14 protein-coding genes are annotated in these 19,257 nt (G+C 62.7%); 4 read left to right on the top strand and 10 right to left on the bottom strand.

Annotated features, from left to right (window positions below; genetic code table 11):
- Window positions 1-150: 150 nt before the first annotated feature.
- Together SPBM01_RS17405 and SPBM01_RS17400 are read right to left on the bottom strand one after the other, a co-directional pair.
- Window positions 151-1,551: a porin gene (locus SPBM01_RS17405; RefSeq protein WP_188062799.1), complete on the bottom strand. Its 1,401-nt coding sequence runs from the start codon at window positions 1,549-1,551 to the stop codon at window positions 151-153.
- Between the two features lie 121 nt (window positions 1,552-1,672).
- On the bottom strand, window positions 1,673-2,635 hold the full coding sequence (locus SPBM01_RS17400; protein ID WP_188062798.1) for a PQQ-dependent catabolism-associated beta-propeller protein: 963 nt from the start codon (window positions 2,633-2,635) through the stop codon (window positions 1,673-1,675).
- 170 nt (window positions 2,636-2,805) lie between these two features.
- Between SPBM01_RS17400 and pedF the strand changes: the two genes are divergently transcribed.
- From pedF to SPBM01_RS17385, 3 genes are all read left to right on the top strand, one after another.
- Window positions 2,806-3,234 (top strand): cytochrome c-550 PedF, encoded by a 429-nt coding sequence (gene pedF, locus SPBM01_RS17395; RefSeq protein ID WP_188062797.1) that lies wholly within the window; start codon window positions 2,806-2,808, stop codon window positions 3,232-3,234.
- Window positions 3,235-3,240: 6 nt separating this feature from the next.
- Window positions 3,241-4,095 (top strand): substrate-binding periplasmic protein, encoded by an 855-nt coding sequence (locus SPBM01_RS17390; protein ID WP_188062796.1) that lies wholly within the window; start codon window positions 3,241-3,243, stop codon window positions 4,093-4,095.
- Window positions 4,096-4,621: 526 nt separating this feature from the next.
- Entirely contained in the window at window positions 4,622-6,364 is a 1,743-nt protein-coding gene (locus tag SPBM01_RS17385; RefSeq protein WP_188062795.1) for a methanol/ethanol family PQQ-dependent dehydrogenase, read from the top strand.
- A gap of 199 nt (window positions 6,365-6,563) precedes the next feature.
- On the opposite strand, the gene SPBM01_RS17380 is transcribed toward SPBM01_RS17385, so the two are convergent.
- The 6 genes from SPBM01_RS17380 to SPBM01_RS17355 all read right to left on the bottom strand — a co-directional run bounded on the left by SPBM01_RS17380 (window position 6,564) and on the right by SPBM01_RS17355 (window position 14,655).
- The gene (locus tag SPBM01_RS17380) at window positions 6,564-7,895 is read right to left on the bottom strand and encodes a DUF3422 domain-containing protein (RefSeq protein WP_262504245.1); all 1,332 of its coding nucleotides are present in this window, start codon (window positions 7,893-7,895) and stop codon (window positions 6,564-6,566) included.
- Window positions 7,896-8,310: 415 nt separating this feature from the next.
- Window positions 8,311-8,997 (bottom strand): cytochrome b/b6 domain-containing protein, encoded by a 687-nt coding sequence (locus SPBM01_RS17375; RefSeq protein ID WP_188062793.1) that lies wholly within the window; start codon window positions 8,995-8,997, stop codon window positions 8,311-8,313.
- Window positions 8,994-9,491 (bottom strand): c-type cytochrome, encoded by a 498-nt coding sequence (locus SPBM01_RS17370; protein WP_188062792.1) that lies wholly within the window; start codon window positions 9,489-9,491, stop codon window positions 8,994-8,996. The genes SPBM01_RS17375 and SPBM01_RS17370 overlap by 4 nt, the downstream gene beginning before the upstream one ends.
- 26 nt (window positions 9,492-9,517) lie before the next feature.
- Window positions 9,518-10,879, bottom strand: a complete 1,362-nt coding sequence (locus SPBM01_RS17365; protein ID WP_188062791.1) for an ankyrin repeat domain-containing protein — start codon at window positions 10,877-10,879, stop codon at window positions 9,518-9,520.
- Window positions 10,872-12,212 carry a DUF1552 domain-containing protein gene (locus tag SPBM01_RS17360; protein ID WP_188062790.1) on the bottom strand — a complete coding sequence of 447 codons (1,341 nt, stop codon included), beginning with the start codon at window positions 12,210-12,212 and terminating at the stop codon, window positions 10,872-10,874. Before SPBM01_RS17360 ends, SPBM01_RS17365 begins: the two co-directional genes overlap by 8 nt.
- A 10-nt stretch (window positions 12,213-12,222) precedes the next feature.
- Window positions 12,223-14,655: a DUF1592 domain-containing protein gene (locus SPBM01_RS17355; RefSeq protein ID WP_188062789.1), complete on the bottom strand. Its 2,433-nt coding sequence runs from the start codon at window positions 14,653-14,655 to the stop codon at window positions 12,223-12,225.
- A gap of 316 nt (window positions 14,656-14,971) precedes the next feature.
- Between SPBM01_RS17355 and SPBM01_RS17350 the strand changes: the two genes are divergently transcribed.
- Window positions 14,972-16,486: an adenosine deaminase family protein gene (locus SPBM01_RS17350; protein WP_188062788.1), complete on the top strand. Its 1,515-nt coding sequence runs from the start codon at window positions 14,972-14,974 to the stop codon at window positions 16,484-16,486.
- On the opposite strand, the gene SPBM01_RS17345 is transcribed toward SPBM01_RS17350, so the two are convergent.
- Window positions 16,473-17,861: a nucleobase:cation symporter-2 family protein gene (locus tag SPBM01_RS17345; RefSeq protein WP_188062787.1), complete on the bottom strand. Its 1,389-nt coding sequence runs from the start codon at window positions 17,859-17,861 to the stop codon at window positions 16,473-16,475. The two genes, SPBM01_RS17350 and SPBM01_RS17345, sit on opposite strands and share 14 nt — an antisense overlap.
- Window positions 17,862-17,895: 34 nt before the next feature.
- Window positions 17,896-19,257 (bottom strand): 8-oxoguanine deaminase, encoded by a 1,362-nt coding sequence (locus SPBM01_RS17340; protein ID WP_188062786.1) that lies wholly within the window; start codon window positions 19,255-19,257, stop codon window positions 17,896-17,898.

The raw sequence follows: 19,257 nt of genomic DNA, 5'->3' as shown, positions 1-19,257 counted from the left end.
GCTCTCCCATATTTTTGTTGAAGCCATGATTATGCGGCGGCGATGGCACCCTCCATTATACCTTGGGTCATCCCGCTTTTTCCTGCCAACGCAAAAGGGCCGCACCCTTTTCAGGATGCGGCCCCCCTCCGTCACGCGGATGCCTTGCGATCAGAAGAACAGGATGGCGCCCGCCGCAACGGTATCGGCCTTCGCCTCGTTGCCGTTATGCGCTTGCGACTTCGTGCGGATATATTCGCCCAGCAACGTAACCCAACTGGTCAGGCCATAACGGACCTGCCCGACATAGCTGCTATTCTTGGCGACCAGCGTCGGATTGGCCAGCGCGTCGGCAGCGTTGGCATAGTCCAGATTGCTTTCGCCATAGCTGCCACCGACGGAAAATTTGCCGAACGTGGCCAGCCCCTGAAGGTAGAAACCGTCGCTGTCGCGCTTGGCACCGTTCGCATCGGTATCGAACAGGTTCAGCGCCGTGGTGCCAAGGCCCGACCCGCTATAATAATAGCCGGTCAGCATGATCGGACCATAGCCGATCTTGGCCCCGGTATCGAAACCGCTGCCGGTATAGGATACGCCGTCCACCCGGTCATGCTTCTGGGTAATGCCCGACAGCCAGGCACGGGTCGAAACATCGCCGAACTTGCCGTCATAGACGATCTTGCCCTGGAAGGCGGGCGACTTGCTCGTCTCACCGGGACCCGTCAGCGACTGCAACGGTTCGAATATACCCACCGTGACCTGGAAGCCCGACAGGTTGGGCGATGTATAGGTGATCTGCGGCTGGAAATCGGTGTAGATATAGCCGACACCGATGCGACCGAGCGAAGTATTGGACGGCGCGACATTGCCGCCGGTGGACCCTACCGACAACAAGGTGATGTCGTTCAAAATGCCTTCCGATCCGAACAGGCCGATGTCGCGGCCCATCTTGACCTCGCCAAAGCCCGCCCGCCCGATCGTCAGGTAAGTCTGGCGGAAATCAATGCCTGCGGTCTGGAGCGCGGTGTTCTGCCCGCCGCTGTTCGCGCCGCCGCCCGCCGCATAGGTCGCACTGTTGATACCGGGATACATGCCGAAATGCGCGCCAACGTCCCAGCCGCCCTGGTTGGTCGTCACATCGAATTTCAGGTAACCGGGCAGCAGTCCGTTGCGGATCGACGAACTGTTGCCGCCCACTGGCACCACGCCGCCCGTGACCGCTGTGTTCGGCCCGGCTTTCTGGCCATTTTCATGGGTATAGAAACCGTTGACCGACCCGGAAATCTTGACCGTCACGCCGCCCACTTCCATGCCGACGCCGCTATTGGCCATCCGCACGATCCGCTTGTCGTCCAGCGACGCGGCTGCGGCTTGCGCGGGCGCTGCGGCAGGCGCGGTGGCGATCTGCGCTTCGTCCTGGCTGACCAGCTGTTGATATTCCTCGTCGGTCAGGATGCCCTTTTCATGCAGCCGCTTGAGCAGATCGGCGGTCGTTCCCGCCATCGCCGGGGTCGCGCTTGCCGCGAACATCAGCGCCATGGCGGCGCCCCCGAGGAATTTTCCCCTTGCCATATCATCCTTCCCATTTATCACTGGTCGAGCCAGCCGGGCGGAGAGTGCGTTGGGGCGGGGCGATCCGAAATTGGACTTTGGTTCTCGTCCCTTGGGTCAGGCCTTGGGTCGCAGGTTACATTTACGGCCCGACTACGACCCCCCACGGGCCAGCACCCGTCGCTACGGTTCCGACCACAGCGGCGCTGGCCAGATCCACGACCGAAACGCTGTCCGACAACCCATTGGCGGCATAGGCCCGCGCGCCATCGGCGCTAATCGCGACATGCCACACCCGCTTGCCGACCGGCACATAGGCCCGCACCGTTCGCGTCGCGACATCGACCAGCGCGATATGGTTGCCCCGGCCCAGCGCCACCACCGCCGTCTTGCCATCGGGCGTAAAGCGGATGCCGCACGGCAGGATCAGATGCTCCTGCACGCCGGGAATGGCAAAGCGGATCGTGTCGATGATCTTGCGAGTCGCCGGATCGGCAATCTGCACCGTCCCGCCGATTTCCGCTGCGATCCACAATTCCTTGCCATCGGCGGTAAATTCGACATGGCGGGGCCGCTGGTCCGTTTCCGTCGCGTCCACCATCATCTTGGTCGAAAGGTCGATCCAGTTGACGACGCCCTCATCCTCCGAAGTCACCACCACCCATTTGCCGTCCGGGCTTTGCGCCACGCCTTCGGGTTCCTTGCCCACATCGACCTGAAACGCGACCTTGCGGCTGGCCAGGTCGATCGCGGTCAGCGCGGCATTATCCTCATTGGCCACGAACAGCATCCTGCCGTCGCGCGACAGGAAAAACTGTTCGGGGTCTTCGCCCGATGGCAGGTCGGCGACGACCTTGCCCGTCGCGCGGTCGATCATCTGCACCGCATGGTCGTTGCTGGCGCACAGCAGGATATATTTGCCGTCCAGCGTCATCGTGATGCCGCGCGGGCGCCCGCCCACCGGCCATGTCGCGATCGGCTTCATCGTCGCTGCGTCGATCACGCTGATGCTGTTTCCGCGCTCGTTGGAAACATACAGTGTTTGCGCCTGTGCCACGGGCATCGCCGCAATCAGCGTCAGCCCGGCGAATATGGCCCTGTTCATGACATTCTCTCCCGTGGCGCAGCTATATTATGCACCGCTTCTACTGCCCGCGCCCATCCCGCGAGATAGTACCAATGGCCAATGGGGCGCTTCTTCTCCGTCCCCTACACTGATGGACGACAGGGGTGACGCGCGGCCGACAGGGTCGGCGCACGGATTGAGGGTTTGGGATGAGGAATTTCGGTCATATCGCATTATTGGGCGCAGCCTGCGTACTGGGCGCGTCGGTCACGCCCGCGCTGCTGGCGCATGGCAATGTTACGCCACAGGCCGTCGATACCGCAGGATTGCCGGAAATCGGCACCGACTGGCTGCCCCATAATCCCTATCGCGGCAACGCAGTAGCGGCCAAAATCGGCGAATCCGCTTATGGCCAGAATTGCGCGCGCTGCCACGGGCTGGACGCCGAAAGCGGCGGTATTGCCCCTGACCTGCGCTATCTGGAAGTGGGCGACACGGGCGACGAATGGTATATTCAACGCTTCCAGCACGGCTCCAGCCATGACGGCAAAGTCTATATGCCGCCGATGGGCGACGTGCTGGGCCAGAAAGCCGGCTGGGCGATCCGCGCCTGGCTCGAAACCAAGCATCAGGAGTAGGCTGTCATGCACCGTCGCGCCTTTTTGAGCAGCGCGGCGGTGGCCGCCCTGCTGGGATTAGTATCGCAGGCCGCAAAGGCCGCGCCGCTTGGCAAGGTCAAGGATCTGGGTGTCCTTCGGGTCGCCGTCTATAAGGATAATCGCCCCTGGTCCTGGCGCAAGGATGGCAAACTCGTCGGCATCGACGTCGACCTGGCCCAGGCGCTGGCCAGGGGGCTTGGCGTGCGCGCCGACATTGCCGAGCTGGTCGCGGACGAAAGCGCCGACGATGATTTGCGCAATGGCGTGTGGAAGGGCGGATTGCTGGGGTTCCAGCCTGCCGACATCATGCTCCACGTCCCCTTCGACCGCGTCTTTGCCGCCCGTAACGATCAGGTGGCGATCATCGCGCCCTATTATCGCGAAAATTTCCAGTTCGCCGCCGTGAAGGGCGAAATGGACGTCAACGCCGCGCCCGACCAGTATCGTGGCAAGCGACTGGCGGTCGAAATAGACTCCATCCCCGACTTCTATCTGATCGGCACGGCGGGCGGCGCGCTGGCAAAGGACGTCGTCCACTATCCCGGCGGGGCGGAAGCGGTTCTGGCCGTGACGCAGGGGCAGGCCGATGGCGTGCTGGCCAGCCGCGCCCAGATCGATGCGATCCTGCACGACACGGCCGCCACCAACATCGCCCGCCGCACCATGCCCTTGCCCGCCTTCACATCGACGGGATGGGACATCGGCATGGCGGTCAAGGAAAACAGCCGCAATCTTGGCGACGCGGTCGAAGCCATATTGGCGACGATGACTGGGTCGGGCGAAATGGAAGCCATCTTCAAGGTCCATGGCGTAACCTACCAAAAGCCCCGCGCCGGGTAAGCATATAAAAATCCTCCCCTGCAAGGGGAGGGGGACCGCCAGCGAAGCTGGTGGTGGAGGGGTGTCGCCCTGTCGAGGGGATGACGCCCCACCGTCTGGCCTTCGGCCATCCACCTCCCCTGCAAAGGGGAGGATGCCGGGGCAAGCAAATCTACATCCCGTCGCCCAACTGCACCAAGGCGCCCGAAAAATCCCCCTTCCATAATAGGATTTCATCTGATTTATCCTGTCAGGTGAAAGATCATTTCGCCCGCATATGCGCCGCTACGCCTGCATCAGCCACTCGCCGCGTCGCTGTGACGCCGCCGTCGCTTCGCCGTTACTTTAGCGTAGCTTTGGCGATGCGTTTATGTTGCAACTGGCCCCAAAAGCCCGACAACGGTGTGAACTTCGGCCACCCGGCATATCGCGGCCTGAACGGGCAATTGCGCACTGCCCGACCCAAGGTCCAATTGTCCCGTCCGCCTCACCCCATAGTCTGCAAGACCGAAGGCGCCGACCGCGCCCGCAACAAGGGAGGATGATTATGAAGGGACGTTTCACACGTTCGCTGGCAGGCGCGCTCGCCATGGCGCTGCTCGCCGCAGGTGCGCCGTCGCTGGCCACCGGGCCGACCGACGCCGATCTGATGGGCGACGCAGCCTCCACCGGCGACGTGCTGACCTATGGCATGAGTCCGCAGGGTCATCGCTTCAGCCCGCTGACCACGCTCAATGCCAGCAATGTGGCAAAGCTGGTGCCTGCTTTCTCCTCCTCGCTGGGTGGCGAAAAGCAGCGCGGCCAGGAATCGCAGCCGCTGGTCTATGACGGCACGATCTACGTCACTGGCTCCTACTCGCGCCTTTATGCGTTCGACGCGCGCACGGGTGAGGAAAAGTGGGAATATAATGCCCGCCTGCCCGACGACATCATGCCCTGCTGCGATGTCGTCAATCGCGGTGCGGCCATCCATGGCGACAAGATCATCTTCGCGACCCTCGACGCGCGTCTGGTCGCGCTCAACCGCATGACCGGCAAGGTCGTCTGGAACAAGCAGATCGCCGATTATAAGGCAGGCTACAGCGCGACTGCTGCGCCGCTGATCGTCAACAACATGGTCATCACCGGCAATTCGGGCGGCGAATTCGGTGTCGTCGGCGCGGTCGATGCGCGTGACGTCGATACCGGCGAACTGATCTGGCACCGCCCGGTCATCGAAGGCAATATGGGTACGTTGCGCGGCAAGGATAATGGCATCACCGGCAAGCTCAACGCCACATGGCAGGGCGACCAGTGGAAAACCGGCGGCGGCGCGACCTGGCTGGGCGGCACCTATGACCCGGACACCAATCTGCTCTTCTTTGGCACCGGCAACCCGGCCCCCTGGAACAGCCATCTGCGCCCCGGCGACAATCTCTATTCCGCCTCGACGCTGGCGATCGACCCGGCGACCGGCGTCATCAAATGGCATTATCAAACGACCCCGCATGACGGCTGGGATTTCGACGGGGTGAACGAATTCATCCCGTTCGACGCCACCATCAACGGCAAGGCCATGAAACTGGGCGCAAAGGCCGACCGCAACGGCTATTTCTTCGTCCTCGACCGCACCAACGGCAAATTCATCAGCGCCAACAAATTCGTGATGCAGACGACCTGGGCCGATGGTTTCGACAAGGCGGGCAAGCCCAAGGTGATCCCAGCCGGCCGCCCCGGCGCGCCTAACGGCACTGAAAAGGGCAGCGTCGTCTTTTCCTCGCCATCCTTCCTGGGTGGCAAGAACTGGATGCCGATGGCCTATAGCAAGGACACCGGCCTGTTCTACATCCCGTCCAACGACTGGGGCATGGACATCTGGAACGAACCGATCGCCTATAAAAAGGGCGCGGCCTATCTGGGCGCGGGCTTCACCATCAAACCGATCGCCGAAGATCATATCGGCGCATTGCGGGCGATGGATCCCAAGACCGGCAAGATCGTGTGGGAATATAAGAACAAGGCACCGCTCTGGGGCGGCGTCCTGACCACGGCGGGCAATCTGGTGTTCACTGGCACGCCCGAAGGCTATCTCAAGGCGTTCGATGCCAAGACCGGCAAGGAATTGTGGAAATTCCAGACCGGCTCGGGCGTAGTCGGATCGCCCATCACCTGGGAACAGGATGGCGAACAATTTGTCGCCGTCATGTCCGGCTGGGGCGGCGCGGTGCCTTTGTGGGGTGGCGAAGTCGCCAAATCCTTCAAGGACATCAACCAGGGCGGATCGCTCTGGGTGTTCAAACTGCCCAAATAAGGCAGCATGGACGATGATTGCGAAGGGGGTGGCAAGTCGCAACTTGCCACCCCCTTCATCGTTGGAATGATGAAACGAGTAATGGCCGCCGCCGACCATCCATTGGCCGCTGACGGGCTGTCCTACATAATATCGTCGATGCTATCGGAACGGCCTGGCTTTTTCTCATGCCGCTGACCTGTGGAGTGTGACGCGACGCTTATGCGCCCTCGTCGCCATGCGCATCATCCCCGGAAACGAGCCGCCGCCGCACCCGGCCCATCATGACGTAAACGGTGGCCATCAGCATCGGCGCAGCCACGCCCAAAACCAGCGTTGCGGAAAATCCGGGCGTCAGTTTCTCGACCGCCTTGAGCGTATAGGATAGCAGGCCAAGCGCATAATAGCTGATGGCAACGGCCGACAATCCCTCGACCAGATGCTGCAAGCGCAACTGCATCCGTGCGCTGCGATCCATGGATGCCAGCAGGTGCGCATTCTGATTTTCGATATGCGTCTCGATGCGCGTGCGCAACAAGGCGGTAAACTGGGCGGTCCGCTCCCCCAGCAGGTGCAGCCGCCCCGAAAAGGCCATGCAGGTGCGCATCGCTGGATGAAAGCGCCGCCCGACAAAATCGGGAAGCGACTGGAACCCGGCGATCGGGCGTGCATCCAGCTCGTCCAGCCGGTCGGTCACGATCCGCGCATAGGCAGCCGTGGCGCTCAGGCGAAAATCGCAGTCCCCCGCCAGTGCAAGCAGGGTCGCCGTCTGTGCGGACAGTTGGGCCAGCAACGCATCGTCGCGTTCCGCCCCGCCCTGCAAAAACTGCGCAGTCTGTTCCAGTTGCCCTTCCATCCGGCTCAGAGCGGCCCAGCCTGCCTGTGCGACGGGCAGGCCGAGCAAGGCCATATTGCGATAATTGCCCAGTTCCTGAAGGCGCTGCACGCAACGCGCGACATCTCCGGCAGCCAGGCCGTTGGCCGCGACCACCAACCGGCCATAGCCATCGTCATGAATACGAAAATCGCCCCACACCCGCGCACCGCCCGCGACATGGCATGACACCAGATGAGAGGCGCGGAAGCCTGCGCTATCGACAAGCGGCGCGGCGGCAATGTCATCGGCGACCATCATGACATGGGTTGCGCGAATGACCCGGCCCGGCAAAGACTCGACCCATCGGATCGCGGCGGCGCGCGGGTCGTCATCGGGATGCGTCCACACCAGCGGCTGCGCTGCATCGCCGGTGAAGGTCAGCGTGATCGTGCTGGCTTCGCTGTGACGTTCCCATGCCATGCGAATATCGTCGGACCAATGGCCCTCCAGATGACGAGCGCCATCCGCCTGTGTCGGCACAGGACAAACCGCCAGCGCGGCCGCTTCTGCCTCACGGTCGTCCGCGTCGAGCAGCCGCGCCAGCTGGATCGCCTGGGTCGGCAGGGCAAGGCGCGGGAAGCGACGCAGATGCATCTCGCCAACCACCTGGCGTCGCTCAGGATGTTCGATGAAGCGCATCATGTCCGGCAATGCGTCAGATCGACCATGGATCATGTCCTTCGGGCCAAAATGGCGGGCATCTTGCAGGATGCCCGCCGAAGGTACGAAGCGCCAGGAAAGGAGAGGGAAGGCAGCGCTTCGAAGGGAAAGGAAGCCTTCAGAAGAAACCGAATGCCTTCGGGCTGTAGCTGACGAGGCGGTTTTTGGTTTGCTGATAATGGTCGAGCATCATCTTGCCGGTGAACCGCTCCATCGCCTGTTGCAGCATCTGTCCTACTCCCAAACTGTTCGATTTGGTTCAAAGGATGGCACAGGCTACAGTTCGTGCAATTGGCCGTTGGGTCAGTCTTTGGCTCACCAGCGTTTGCGGCTGGATGAACCACACCGGGTTTATCGCAGGCTCCAGCGCCGAGAAGTTGGCACCAACGTCGTTCTTCGGTGCTTACGTCTCATCAGACGATATTTCAGATTATCGAAAGGCAATTGCGCAGACGCAGGCAGCAGCGATGAGAAGGCCGAGCAGGACTTTCCAAGGCGATCCAGGGCGAAGGTCGACTGCATCGCCGCTTTCCGCGGTGCGGCGGCCATGGATCATTGGGCCGATCAGATTATGTCGCAGGCGTAGTAAATAATAGAGGATTGCAACGACATGCAGCGCCACGAGTGCGAGCAGTATATTAAACAGCCATCCATGCAGGTCAGAGGCGATGCGGCCCTGATCAAAGCTGACATAGTCTGCCAGCGGACCGGATTCCAGGCCGTCTACATCCACCGCGAACAGGCCCGCCGCGACCATCGCGATCAGCGTGGCGAGCATCAGCAGCACGCTCCAGCCGCCGATGGGGTTATGACCCGTAGTCGCGTGATAAGGGCGTTTGGTGACGCTGGGAATATAAGCGATAACCGCGCGTGGCCCCCGCAGGAATTGCGCAAAACATGCTGTTCCCGCGCCAAAAAATCCCCAATACAGGCGAAAAACCAGCAGGAAGAGAATGGCATAGCCTGAGCGGCGATGCCATTCCATTTCATGCTGTTCGCCGCTCCACCAGGAAAAGGCGAGCAACGCGACAAGCAGCCAGTGAAACAGCCGAATATAAATATCCCAGACCAAAATATGCCGGGATTGAGCAACGACCTGCTCAGGATGATCGGTCATGTGTCGGCACGGAACTGGCGATGGCAGGCGGCGCAGGTCGCACCAGTCGCCTTAGCCTGAACGCGGATCGCGTCGGGATTGCCCTGATTAACGATAGCTATCAATTTGCCGGATTCCGTAATCAACTTGGCCATCTGTGCGTCAAAAGTGGCGCGCTCCGTCCAGATGTTGGGTAGCGCGTCGGTGGCAATGCCCGCCGTCGGGCCGCTGCCCGCCGGGAAAAGTCTGGGCTGTTCACGCGCGGTCGTGGCCAAAGTCTGCGCCGCGCCAGCCATTATGCTCTTTGCCGGGGCATCGGTCTTTAGCTGGTCGTTCAACGCCTTCATGGCCGCGCCCATTTTCTTGTATCCAATCTGGCGCGCGACGATGGCGGCTTTGGGCGCGGGACCGGGTGTGGCGGCGGCTGTCAGCTGCCCCGTTAACATCGGTAATGCCGCGAAAGGAAGCCCCAGCAGGGCGAGCATCGGGAGGCGAATGGCGGATGCAATGGTCATGCGATAATCTATCCTGCTTGATGCTGTCAGTTGTGGGGAACGGTTCGTGGCGCGGTGTCCGCCACTATGATCGGCGCGCTGTTTGGGAAGACGCTGCGGAAAATCTGCTTCACTTCGGTCAGGCCGCCATCGGCAATCTGGGCAGCGGTAGCTCCAGACTTGCTGGGGATGTCGGTGCGGGCACCATGGGCGGCAAGGACACGCAGCATGGCTTCCAAAGCGGGCTGAACGCCGCTCCCCAACAGCAGATGCAGCGGAGTCATGCCGCGCGCATTGGCGACATTGACGTCGGGGGCGAGGCGAAGGGCATAGTCGAGCGTGGCAGCGTCGCCGCCCCGCACCGCTGCCAAAACGATATTGGTTCCATCCGCTGCGACGAAGCGCGCATCGGCCCTGGCCGCGACTAACAGCTTCATCGCTGCTTCATGGCCATTGGCAGCGGCGATCAGCAGCGGCGGCGTCGGCGGGACGGGCGGCGGGGCGACGCCAAAATTCGCCTCCGTCACCCATGTAATGCGCGATGGGCCGGTCAGGGCGTTGGGATCGGCCCCCTTTGCCAGCAGCAGGCGGATCAGGTCGGTATCACCACCACCCGCTGCGCCATGCAGCAATTGCTCGCCGGTCCGGTCCCGTTCGGTGAGATCGGCGTCGCCCGATACCAGAAGGGCAGCAGCACCATAATTTTTCTGGTAGAGGGCAAGTTGCGCCGCACTGCTATTTTCCGGTCCGCGATAGCGGCTGTCCGCGCCTGCATCTAGCAGTGCCTGGGTTGCCGATACGACGCCGCTCTTGATCGCGAAGAATAGTGGGGTGAAGCCACCCTTCGACACGCGGTTGGCATCCGCCCCGGCCTTTAGCAACAGGGTGATCGCATCGGTCCGCCCGGAGGACGCGGCCCACATCAGCGGGGTCTGGCGGCGGCTGTCGGCTTTGTCCGGCGCCGCGCCCAACGCCAGCATCCGCGCGACGGCATCGGCCGGGCCATAGCGGGCGCAGACTGCCAGCGGGGACGCGCCGTCGGAACGCAAAGCATGAACATTGGCACGGGCATCGAGCAGCCGAGCAATGATGGTGGCGTCGCCGAGTTCGCAGGCGAGCGACAGCGGCGTGACGCCGTCCTGATCGGCCCTGTTGGGCGTCGCGCCATGTGCGAGGAGTGTATCGACCAGTGCAGGATTCTGGGTATTGACTGCCCAGGCGAGCGGTGTTGCACCAAAAGCGAGCGGCTGGTTGGGATCGGCCTGTTGTTCCAGTGCTGTCTGGACTGCAGCAACGTCATTGGCGCGGATGGCGGACCGCAGCCTGTCATCATCGACAGGGTACGCCTGCGCGCTGGCCGCCCAGAGGCATAGCGCAAAAGCGAGTGCCGGGCGGACGCCATCATGCATCGGTCAGCACCTTGAACGGTTCCGTACTGTCGCCGAAGCGCGTTGCAGGCACGTCCAGAAGTTGCAGCGCGCTCAGCAACAGGTTCGACATCGTCGTCCCCTTCTGCGCGACGACATGACGGTCGCCCGGCACCAGTCCCCCGGCGACGATGACGGGCAGGTCCATATGATCATGCTCGTTAGGGTCGCCAAAGGCCGATCCACGCAGCACTAATGTGCGGTCCAGCAGCGACCCTTCGCCATCCTTGACCGCCTTCATCCGGTCCAGATAATAGGCAAAATATTCCATATGATGTCGGTTGATGCGCGCCAGCTTCGCCATTTTCTCCGGGTTGTTGCCATGGTGGCTGAGCATATGGTGTGAATCCGGCACGCCGATTTCGGGATAGGTGCGGTTCGACAGTTCGCGGCCGATCATGAAGCTGCCGATGCGCGTGATGTCAGCCTGCATCGCCAGCACTTGCAGGTCGATCATCATGCGCACATGCGCGTCGAAACTGTCGGGAATGCCAGCCGGGCGCTCAAGATCGGCGGTTTGCACGCCGCCCCCCGATGCGATCGCGCGCTGGATGCGCCGTTCGATATCGCGGGTCGCTTCCAGATATTCGCCAAGCTTGTGACGATCCTCCATGCCGAGCGATCTGGACAGGCGGGCGCTGTCGTCCATCACGAAGTCGAGGATACTCGATTGCCGCCGCAACTGCGCGAGGCGGCTGTTTGCGTCCAGCGCATCGCCATCTCCGAACAGGCGTTCGAACACATCGCGCGGATTGGCAGTGACGGGCAGAGGCACGGTCGGGTTCCGCCAACTTATGCCATTGGTATAGGCACAGCTATAGCCGATGTCGCAGCTGCCCAGCAGGCTGGCCTGATCTATCCCCAGTTCCAGCGAACTAAGCTGGGTCGCGTCGCCCAGATGATCGGCATAGGCCTGGTCGACTGAAATGCCGCAGCGTATATCCGTGCCTTCGGTCTGTTTGACATGGACGCCGGTAATGAAGGCGGGGCAGGACCGACCATGTCCGGCGGGACGATCGCCCATGGCCGCAGCGCTGGGATGGCCAAGGCCGGTGATAACGCTGATCTGCGCGCGGTGGGCCGCCAGCGGCTCCAACGTTGGCGGCAGGGCGAAGCCTGGCCCCTGCGTTGTCGGCAGGAACTGGTTCATCATCATGCCGTTGGGGGAATAGAATATCTGGAGCCGCTTGGGACGGGCGGCTATGTCGGCCGCCTTGGCAGAAGGCAGCATAGCCTCCAGCAACGGCAGTGCCATCATCGTGCCTGCACCGCGCAACATGGTGCGGCGGTTGAGCGGTTTGCGCAGGATTATCATCGTGCCACCCTCATTTCCCATTCGTCCTTCGCAGGGTGAAGGGATCGCTATGTACGATGCCCTTGACGATCGTCTGGATGCGGTAGCCGTCCTGCGCAGCGCCCCGGCCAATCGTGCGGATGGCGGGCATGTCGCGGGCATCGACGCCGCGAGCCAGCGCGTAGGTCAGCAGCCGTTCGGTAAAGGCGTTGGCGAATTCATCCTTGCTCGCCAGCAAAATCTTTTGAAGCCCGGCAAGGCCCGAAAATTGCGTCCCGTCCGGCATCCTTGCCGACACATCAATTACCTGACCTGCATCATTTTGTCGAAAAGCACCGATCGCGTCGAAATTTTCAAGACTGAAGCCCAGCGGGTCCATCTTGACGTGGCAGGCCGCGCAGGCCGGACTTTTGCGGTGCAATTCCAATTGCTCGCGTGCGGTCAAGCTGCGGCCGTCATGCTTGTCCTGAAGGGCGGGCACATCGGGCGGCGGGGGCGGGGGCGACGCAGCGAGGAGGTTGTCGAGAATCCACTTGCCCCGCTTAACGACCGAAGTGTGGTTGCCATAGGAAGTGACGGTCAGGATGCTGGCCTGACCCAGCAGCCCGCCGCGATGCGACGCAGGATCCAGATTGACCCGCCGCATAGCCGGACCATTGACGCCGTTTATGCCATAATGGTCGGCTAGTCGCTGGTTGAGGAAGCTGTAGTCTGCTGCAATGAAATCCAGCAGGCTGCGGTTGGTGCGCAGCACATAGCTGAAGAACATCTCCGTCTCGCGGGCCATGGCGCTGCGCAGGCGAGTGTCGAATTTGGGGAATATCGCGATGTCTGGCCGTTGCTGATCGAGATTGCGCAGATATAGCCACTGGCCCGCGAAATTCTTCGTCAGGGCATCAGCACGCGGATCGGCCAGCATCCGTGTGACCTGCGCATCTAGCACAGCGGATTGTTGCAACTGCCCGGTTTCGGCCAGACGCAGCAGCGTTTCGTCGGGGATACTGCTCCACAGGAAGAGAGAGAGGCGCGACGCCAGTTCCAGGTCGGTCAGGCGACGCACGCTGCCTGGGGCGCTGCCGACCGGATCCTGCTCGACCAGGAACAGGAAGTTGGGGGAGACAAGGATCGCCTCCACTGCCGCTTCGACGCCATGTTCGAAATCGGACTGCGCCCGTTCGGTGTCGTAGACGCGCATCAGGGGCCGTATATCGCTGTCCGTGACCGGGCGACGATAGGCGCGGCGGGCGAGCGTGGCAACGATGCGCCGGGCGCACGCGGCTTGTGCCGTGGCGCGGGAGGGATTGCACAGGAAGATGCGTTCGCGGCTGGGCGTCTTGCCGATGCCGTGTGGCGCAATCGGTCCGGCGACGTCGATCTGAAGCGCATCGCGCGGGAAATTCTGCTGCGAATAGCGTGGCGACATGCGGTAGGATGGCACCTTGACCGATTTGACCCGCACCCCGTCGACCAGCACGTCCATCGGCAGCATTACCGGGGCGTCGGTTGGGACCGGCACCTTGTCGAGATCATTGCGCAGAGTCTGGACGCTTTCGTCGGGGGCGATCTGGCGGCGGAAGGACAGGCCGATGACATGCGCGCCCGCTTTGAGCGGCACGCGGACGCTGACCTTGTCCTCCTTCTGCCGATCGGTTTCATTGTTGGTATTGGCATTCAGCCAGCCGCTTATTTCATAGGTCGCATCGTAGCGGGCATAATAAGTGAACGCCCCGCCACCGCGCGAGCCGAGCGGCAGGTCGTCGCTGGCCCGCTCATTATAAGCCGGGCGGCCGGAGTTCATCACCGACCCGTCCTTGGGGATTTCATAGGATGTCACAAATTCGCGGCGGGAGGTGAGGCCGGTCGCCATCCGTCCCACTTTGCCGGCAACCGCGATATAGCGGTCCATCAGGGTCGGCGAGACACTTAGCACATCGGCGATATTGTCGAAGCCATAGCCCGAATTATCCTGTGGCAATTCCCGGCTGACGTCGACCTTGAGCGCCAGCAGGTCGCGCACGGCATTGGCATATTCCACGCGATTCAGGCGGCGGATGGTCGAGCGGCCGGGATCGGGGTGGGCGGCGGCATAACTATCCAGCCCATTTTCCAGCCATTGGACGAACGCGGCTCTGGCAGCGGACATGGGCTGTGGCTTGTTGAGCGGCGGCATTTCGCCCTGCCGCGTCCGGCGCAGCACCTTTTCCCAGATGTCGAGATTGGCACCATGCAACAGGTCGGCATGTTGCAGATCGTCCAGCGAGAGGCTGGCGATTCTGTCGCTGTCATTATGGCAGCGCGAACAATAATCGCCCAATATGGCAGGCGCAGCTTGCGGTGCTATTGCGGCGGCAGCGGTGGGCAAGGGATGCGCATCATCGGGCCGCGCAAGGACCGACGCCGTTGCGACGAGCGCACTGAGCGCCAGCACGCAAGCATGCAAAGTCGGACGCCAGCGCAGGTCCATCAATTGCAATCCTATCGTCCCACAGGCAGCGGTGCGCCACCTCCCTCATTTCCCCACAACGGATGGCGACCCGCAGTCCACCTTCTTCCCTCAAATGGAGATCAGCGCTGGCCTATGGAGGAATCCCCATGGCGTCCATTGCCGTTAACGGGACGGCGGAGACGCAAAATTAGGACGCTTGGGCAAAGGCCATGTCGATTCCGTCTCAGGCACGGCAATGGTGCCAAGCGCTCTGATTTCGGCAACGCGATGTCCGTAATATCGTCATTGAACATCATAGCCGTCCTCGTCAGAAGGGCCGCCACATGGGGGTATCATGATGCGGATGGCTGCACTGTTGATCGCGCTGCTGATGGGCGCGGGGCCAGTCATGGCGCGGGCACCGGCGGGCGCTGTGTCCGACGAAGCGCGGACAGCCGCCTATCTGGATCGGATCGCCGATAGCCCGCCGCGCCTGCGCATCTTCCTACAGGCCATGCCCAAGGGAGGCGACCTGCATAATCATGCGGGCGGCGCGAATTTTGCCGAGGATTATCTGCGTTGGGCGGCGACGGACGGCCTGTGCATTGCGACCGATAATTATCATATCGTCGAACCGCCCTGCGATAGTCCGGGCCGGATCGCGGCCACCGGGCTGGAGCGCGACTATCCCCGTTACTCGCACGCGATCGACGCTTTCTCGACGCGCGGGTTCGAGGCAGGCGTGGGTGATCCAACGGTGTCGGGCTATGATCGCTTCTTTGCGACTTTCGATGCGTTCGGCGCTGCCTATAGTCGGCATGTGGGGGAAGCCATGGCTTTGACGCGCCAGCAGGCGGCGGCCGATCATGTATCCTATGTCGAACTGGGCAGCGGTGCGCGGGCGGGCTGGATGCTGGGCCTGAAGATGGCCGATGCGGACGCAAGCGATTTTGCCGCTCTTCATGCCAAGATAGCGCCGCTGTTGCCCGACGCGATAGCCAGCGCGCGAGCCGATTATGACGGCTATGATGCGCAGGGTGCGGCGATAGACGGGTGCGGCACAGCAAATGCCAAATCGGCCTGTGGAGTGGAGATGCGCTATCTCTACACTGCGATCCGTACCAGTCCGCCCGCGCAGGTGTTTGCGCAGCTGGCCTTCGGCTTTGCGCTGGCAGAGGCCGATTCGCGTTTCGTCGGCATCAATATCGCGGCACCGGAGCATCATCCCGTGGCTGTGCGGGACTATGCGCTGCACATGCGGATGATCGCATTCCTCAAGGCGCGGCATCCCAAGGTCAATCTGTCGCTTCATGCGGGGGAGTTGACATTGGGGCTGGTGCCGTCGCGCGATCTGGCGTTTCATATTCGCGATGCGGTGGAGGTCGCCGGTGCGCGGCGGATCGGCCATGGTATCGACATTGCCTATGAAACGGACGCCGCTTCGCTGCTCGCCCGGATGGCGAAAGAGCAAGTGGCGGTGGAAATCAACCTGACCAGCAATGCCGTCATCCTGGGTGTGAAAGGACAGGATCACCCGCTTTCGCTTTACCGTGCGGCGGGCGTGCCGGTGGTTTTGTCCACCGACGACGAAGGCGTATCGCGCAGCGACATGACCAACGAATATCTGCGCGCCGTGACGGAGCAGGGGCTGCGCTATGCCGATCTCAAGCAAATCGTGCGGGACGGTTTGCACTATAATTTCTTGCCGGGTGCCAGCCTGTGGCAGGACCGGGCAGGCGGCGGCCGCGTCGCAGCGTGCGCCATCATGGCTGCACCGGGGTGCAAGGCCTGGCTGGCGGCCAATCCGAAGGCTGCGAGCCAGGCGAAGCTGGAGCGTGAGCTGGAGATATTCGAGGCTATCCCGCGCTGATCCGGTTGGGCACGACAAGGTTGAGGATGACCGCGACCACCGCGGCGGGCAGAACGCCCGACGTCAGGATCATGCGCGCGGTGTCGGGCAGATGCGACACCGCGCCCGGTTCCAGTTCCAGCCCGATACCGATCGACAGGGCGACGCCGAAGATCAACATGTTACGCTGCGACCAGTCCACGCCCGACAGGATCGATAGCGCAGCAGAAGCGACCATGCCGAACATCACGATCACCCCGCCGCCCAGCACTTCGATCGGGATCGTGGTGATGAATGCGCCGATCTTGGGGGCCAGGCCGCACAGGATCAGGAACAGTGCGCCGATGGTGACGATATGACGGCTCATGATCCCGGTGATCGCGATCAGTCCGACATTCTGGCTGAAGGAGGTGTTGGGCATCGCGCCGAAAATACCGGCCAGTGCCGTGCCCAGGCCATCTGCGCTCGTCGCGCCGATCAGTTCCCGGTCAGTTGCAGGGCGTCCGGCGCTGCCCTCGCAAATGGCGGAGACTGCGCCGATGGATTCGATCGCGGAAATAAAACCCATCAGGCAAAAGCCCAGGATCGCCGGTAGCGATATGGCAAAGCCAAAATGGAAGGGTTGGGGGAGCATGACCCATCCGGCTGCCTCCACGGGCGCAAGTGATACGCGACCCATCAGCGCGGCGACGGCATAGCCTGTCACGAGGCCGAGCAGCACCGAGGCAGTCGACCATAGCCCCCGCCCGTAAAAGCTGAGGCCCAGCGTCACGACCACAACGATGCCCGCCAGCAGCCAGCTGATGCCTGCGCCATAGGCTGGCGTTCCCTGCGCCGCGACGCCCCCGGCGGCATATTGCACACCCACCCGCATCAACGACAGGCCGATCATCAGGACGACCAGACCCGTGATCATGGGCGGCAGGGCAAAGCGGATACGACCGATGCACGCGCTGACACAGGCGTGGAACAGGCCGCCGACGATGGCAGCGGTGGTAAGTTGCGCCATCGCCGCCACCCCCTGTCCCGCGACGATCGGGATCATGACCGGTAGGAAGGCGAAGCTGGTACCCTGAACGATCGGCAGGCGCGCGCCGACCGGGCCGATGCCGATCGTCTGCATCAGGGTCGCGATGCCCGCAAATAGCATCGCCATCTGGATCATGTAGATCATGGGGGCAGGATCGGCAGATCCGAAGCCGAAACCGGCTGCGCCCGCCACGATGATCGCCGGGGTCAGGTTGCTGACGAACATCGCCAGCACATGCTGGATACCCAAGGGAATTGCGACGGATAGGCCGGGGAAATGATCGGGATCGCGGGCTTGGTCCGCCGTCATGATCCCGGTGGCGTGGGCAGTGCTGCCTTCGGAGACTGGGAAAGCGGTTGCTGTCATGGGGCGCTCCAAAGGCTGGCAGGCGGCTGGGCCATCAGGCCAGGCTCATCAGGCGAGTGAGCGAGCGGTTTGCCGCACGCAGGATGGTGGCGCGGTCGGCCTGCACCAATTGCCCGTCGCGCACGACCGCTCGGCCTTCGACAAACACATCGCGCGCGCCTGTGGGCGGACTGAGGATAAGGCCTGCAACCTTGTCCCAGACACCCATGGAGGCGAAGTTCACACCGTCCCAAAGGACGATATCGGCGCGTTTTCCCGCCTCTATCGCGCCGCAGTCATGGCGACCGAGCATCTGTGCGCCACCACGAGTGGCGATGTAGAGGGCGTCACGCGGATCGAAGGCGGCGGGTCCACCGATCGCGCGCTGGAGCAGCATCGCCTGCCGTGCTTCCAACAGCAGGTTACCGCTGTCGCTGGAGGCCGATCCATCGACGCCAAGGCCAAGGGACACGCCCTGATCGAACATCGCCTTGAGCGGAGCGATGCCGGAGCCGAGGCGGCAATTGGAGCAGGGGCAATGGGCGATGCCGGTGCCGGTCCGTGCGAACAGGGCGATTTCGCGCGCGTCGAGCTGGACGCAATGGGCGTGCCATACGTCCGGGCCGACCCAGCCCAGGCTTTCGGCATAGTCACCGGGGCGGCAGCCGAACCGTTCGAGCGAGAAGGCGACATCGTCGGCATCCTCGGCCAGATGCGTGTGCAGCATCACGCCCTTGTCACGGGCGAGCAAAGCGGCATCGCGCATCAGCCCCTGACTGACCGAAAAGGGTGAGCAGGGGGCGACACCGACGCGGACCATGGCCCCTTCGCTGGCGTCGTGGAAACGGTCTATCACGCGGATCGTGTCGTTCAGGATCGCGCGCTCATCCTCGACCAGGCTGTCGGGCGGCAGGCCGCCGTCGCTTTCCCCCACGCTCATCGCGCCGCGCGTGGGGTGGAAGCGGATGCCAATGCCCTGCGCGGCGGCGATGGTGTCGTCCAGCGTCACGCCATTGGGGAAGAGGTAAAGATGATCGGAGGTCAGGGTGCAGCCCGACAAAGCAAGTTCCGCAAGGCCAAGCTGAGTCGCGGCGAACACGTCTTCGGGTCGATATTGCGCCCAGATGGGGTAGAGCCGCTTGAGCCAGTCGAACAGCGAGGCGTTGATCGCGCCGGGCAGAGCGCGGGTCAGCGACTGGTAAAGATGATGGTGGGTGTTGACGAGGCCGGGGGTGAGGACGCAGCCGCGCGCGTCGACCACCGCATCCGCTTCGGCCAGCCAGGATGCCAGGTCCACCGTGGTCCCGACCGCCAATATAACCCCATCCCGAAACGCGACGGCTCCGTCGGCTATCTCCCGCCGGGGATCGTCCATGCAGACGAGGACGTCGGCGTTGCGGATGACGGTAAGGGTCAT

It is taken from the genome of Sphingobium sp. KCTC 72723, assembly GCF_014280435.1.
Taxonomy (GTDB): Bacteria; Pseudomonadota; Alphaproteobacteria; order Sphingomonadales; family Sphingomonadaceae; genus Sphingobium.
This window is presented reverse-complemented; position numbering and strand designations above follow the sequence as displayed.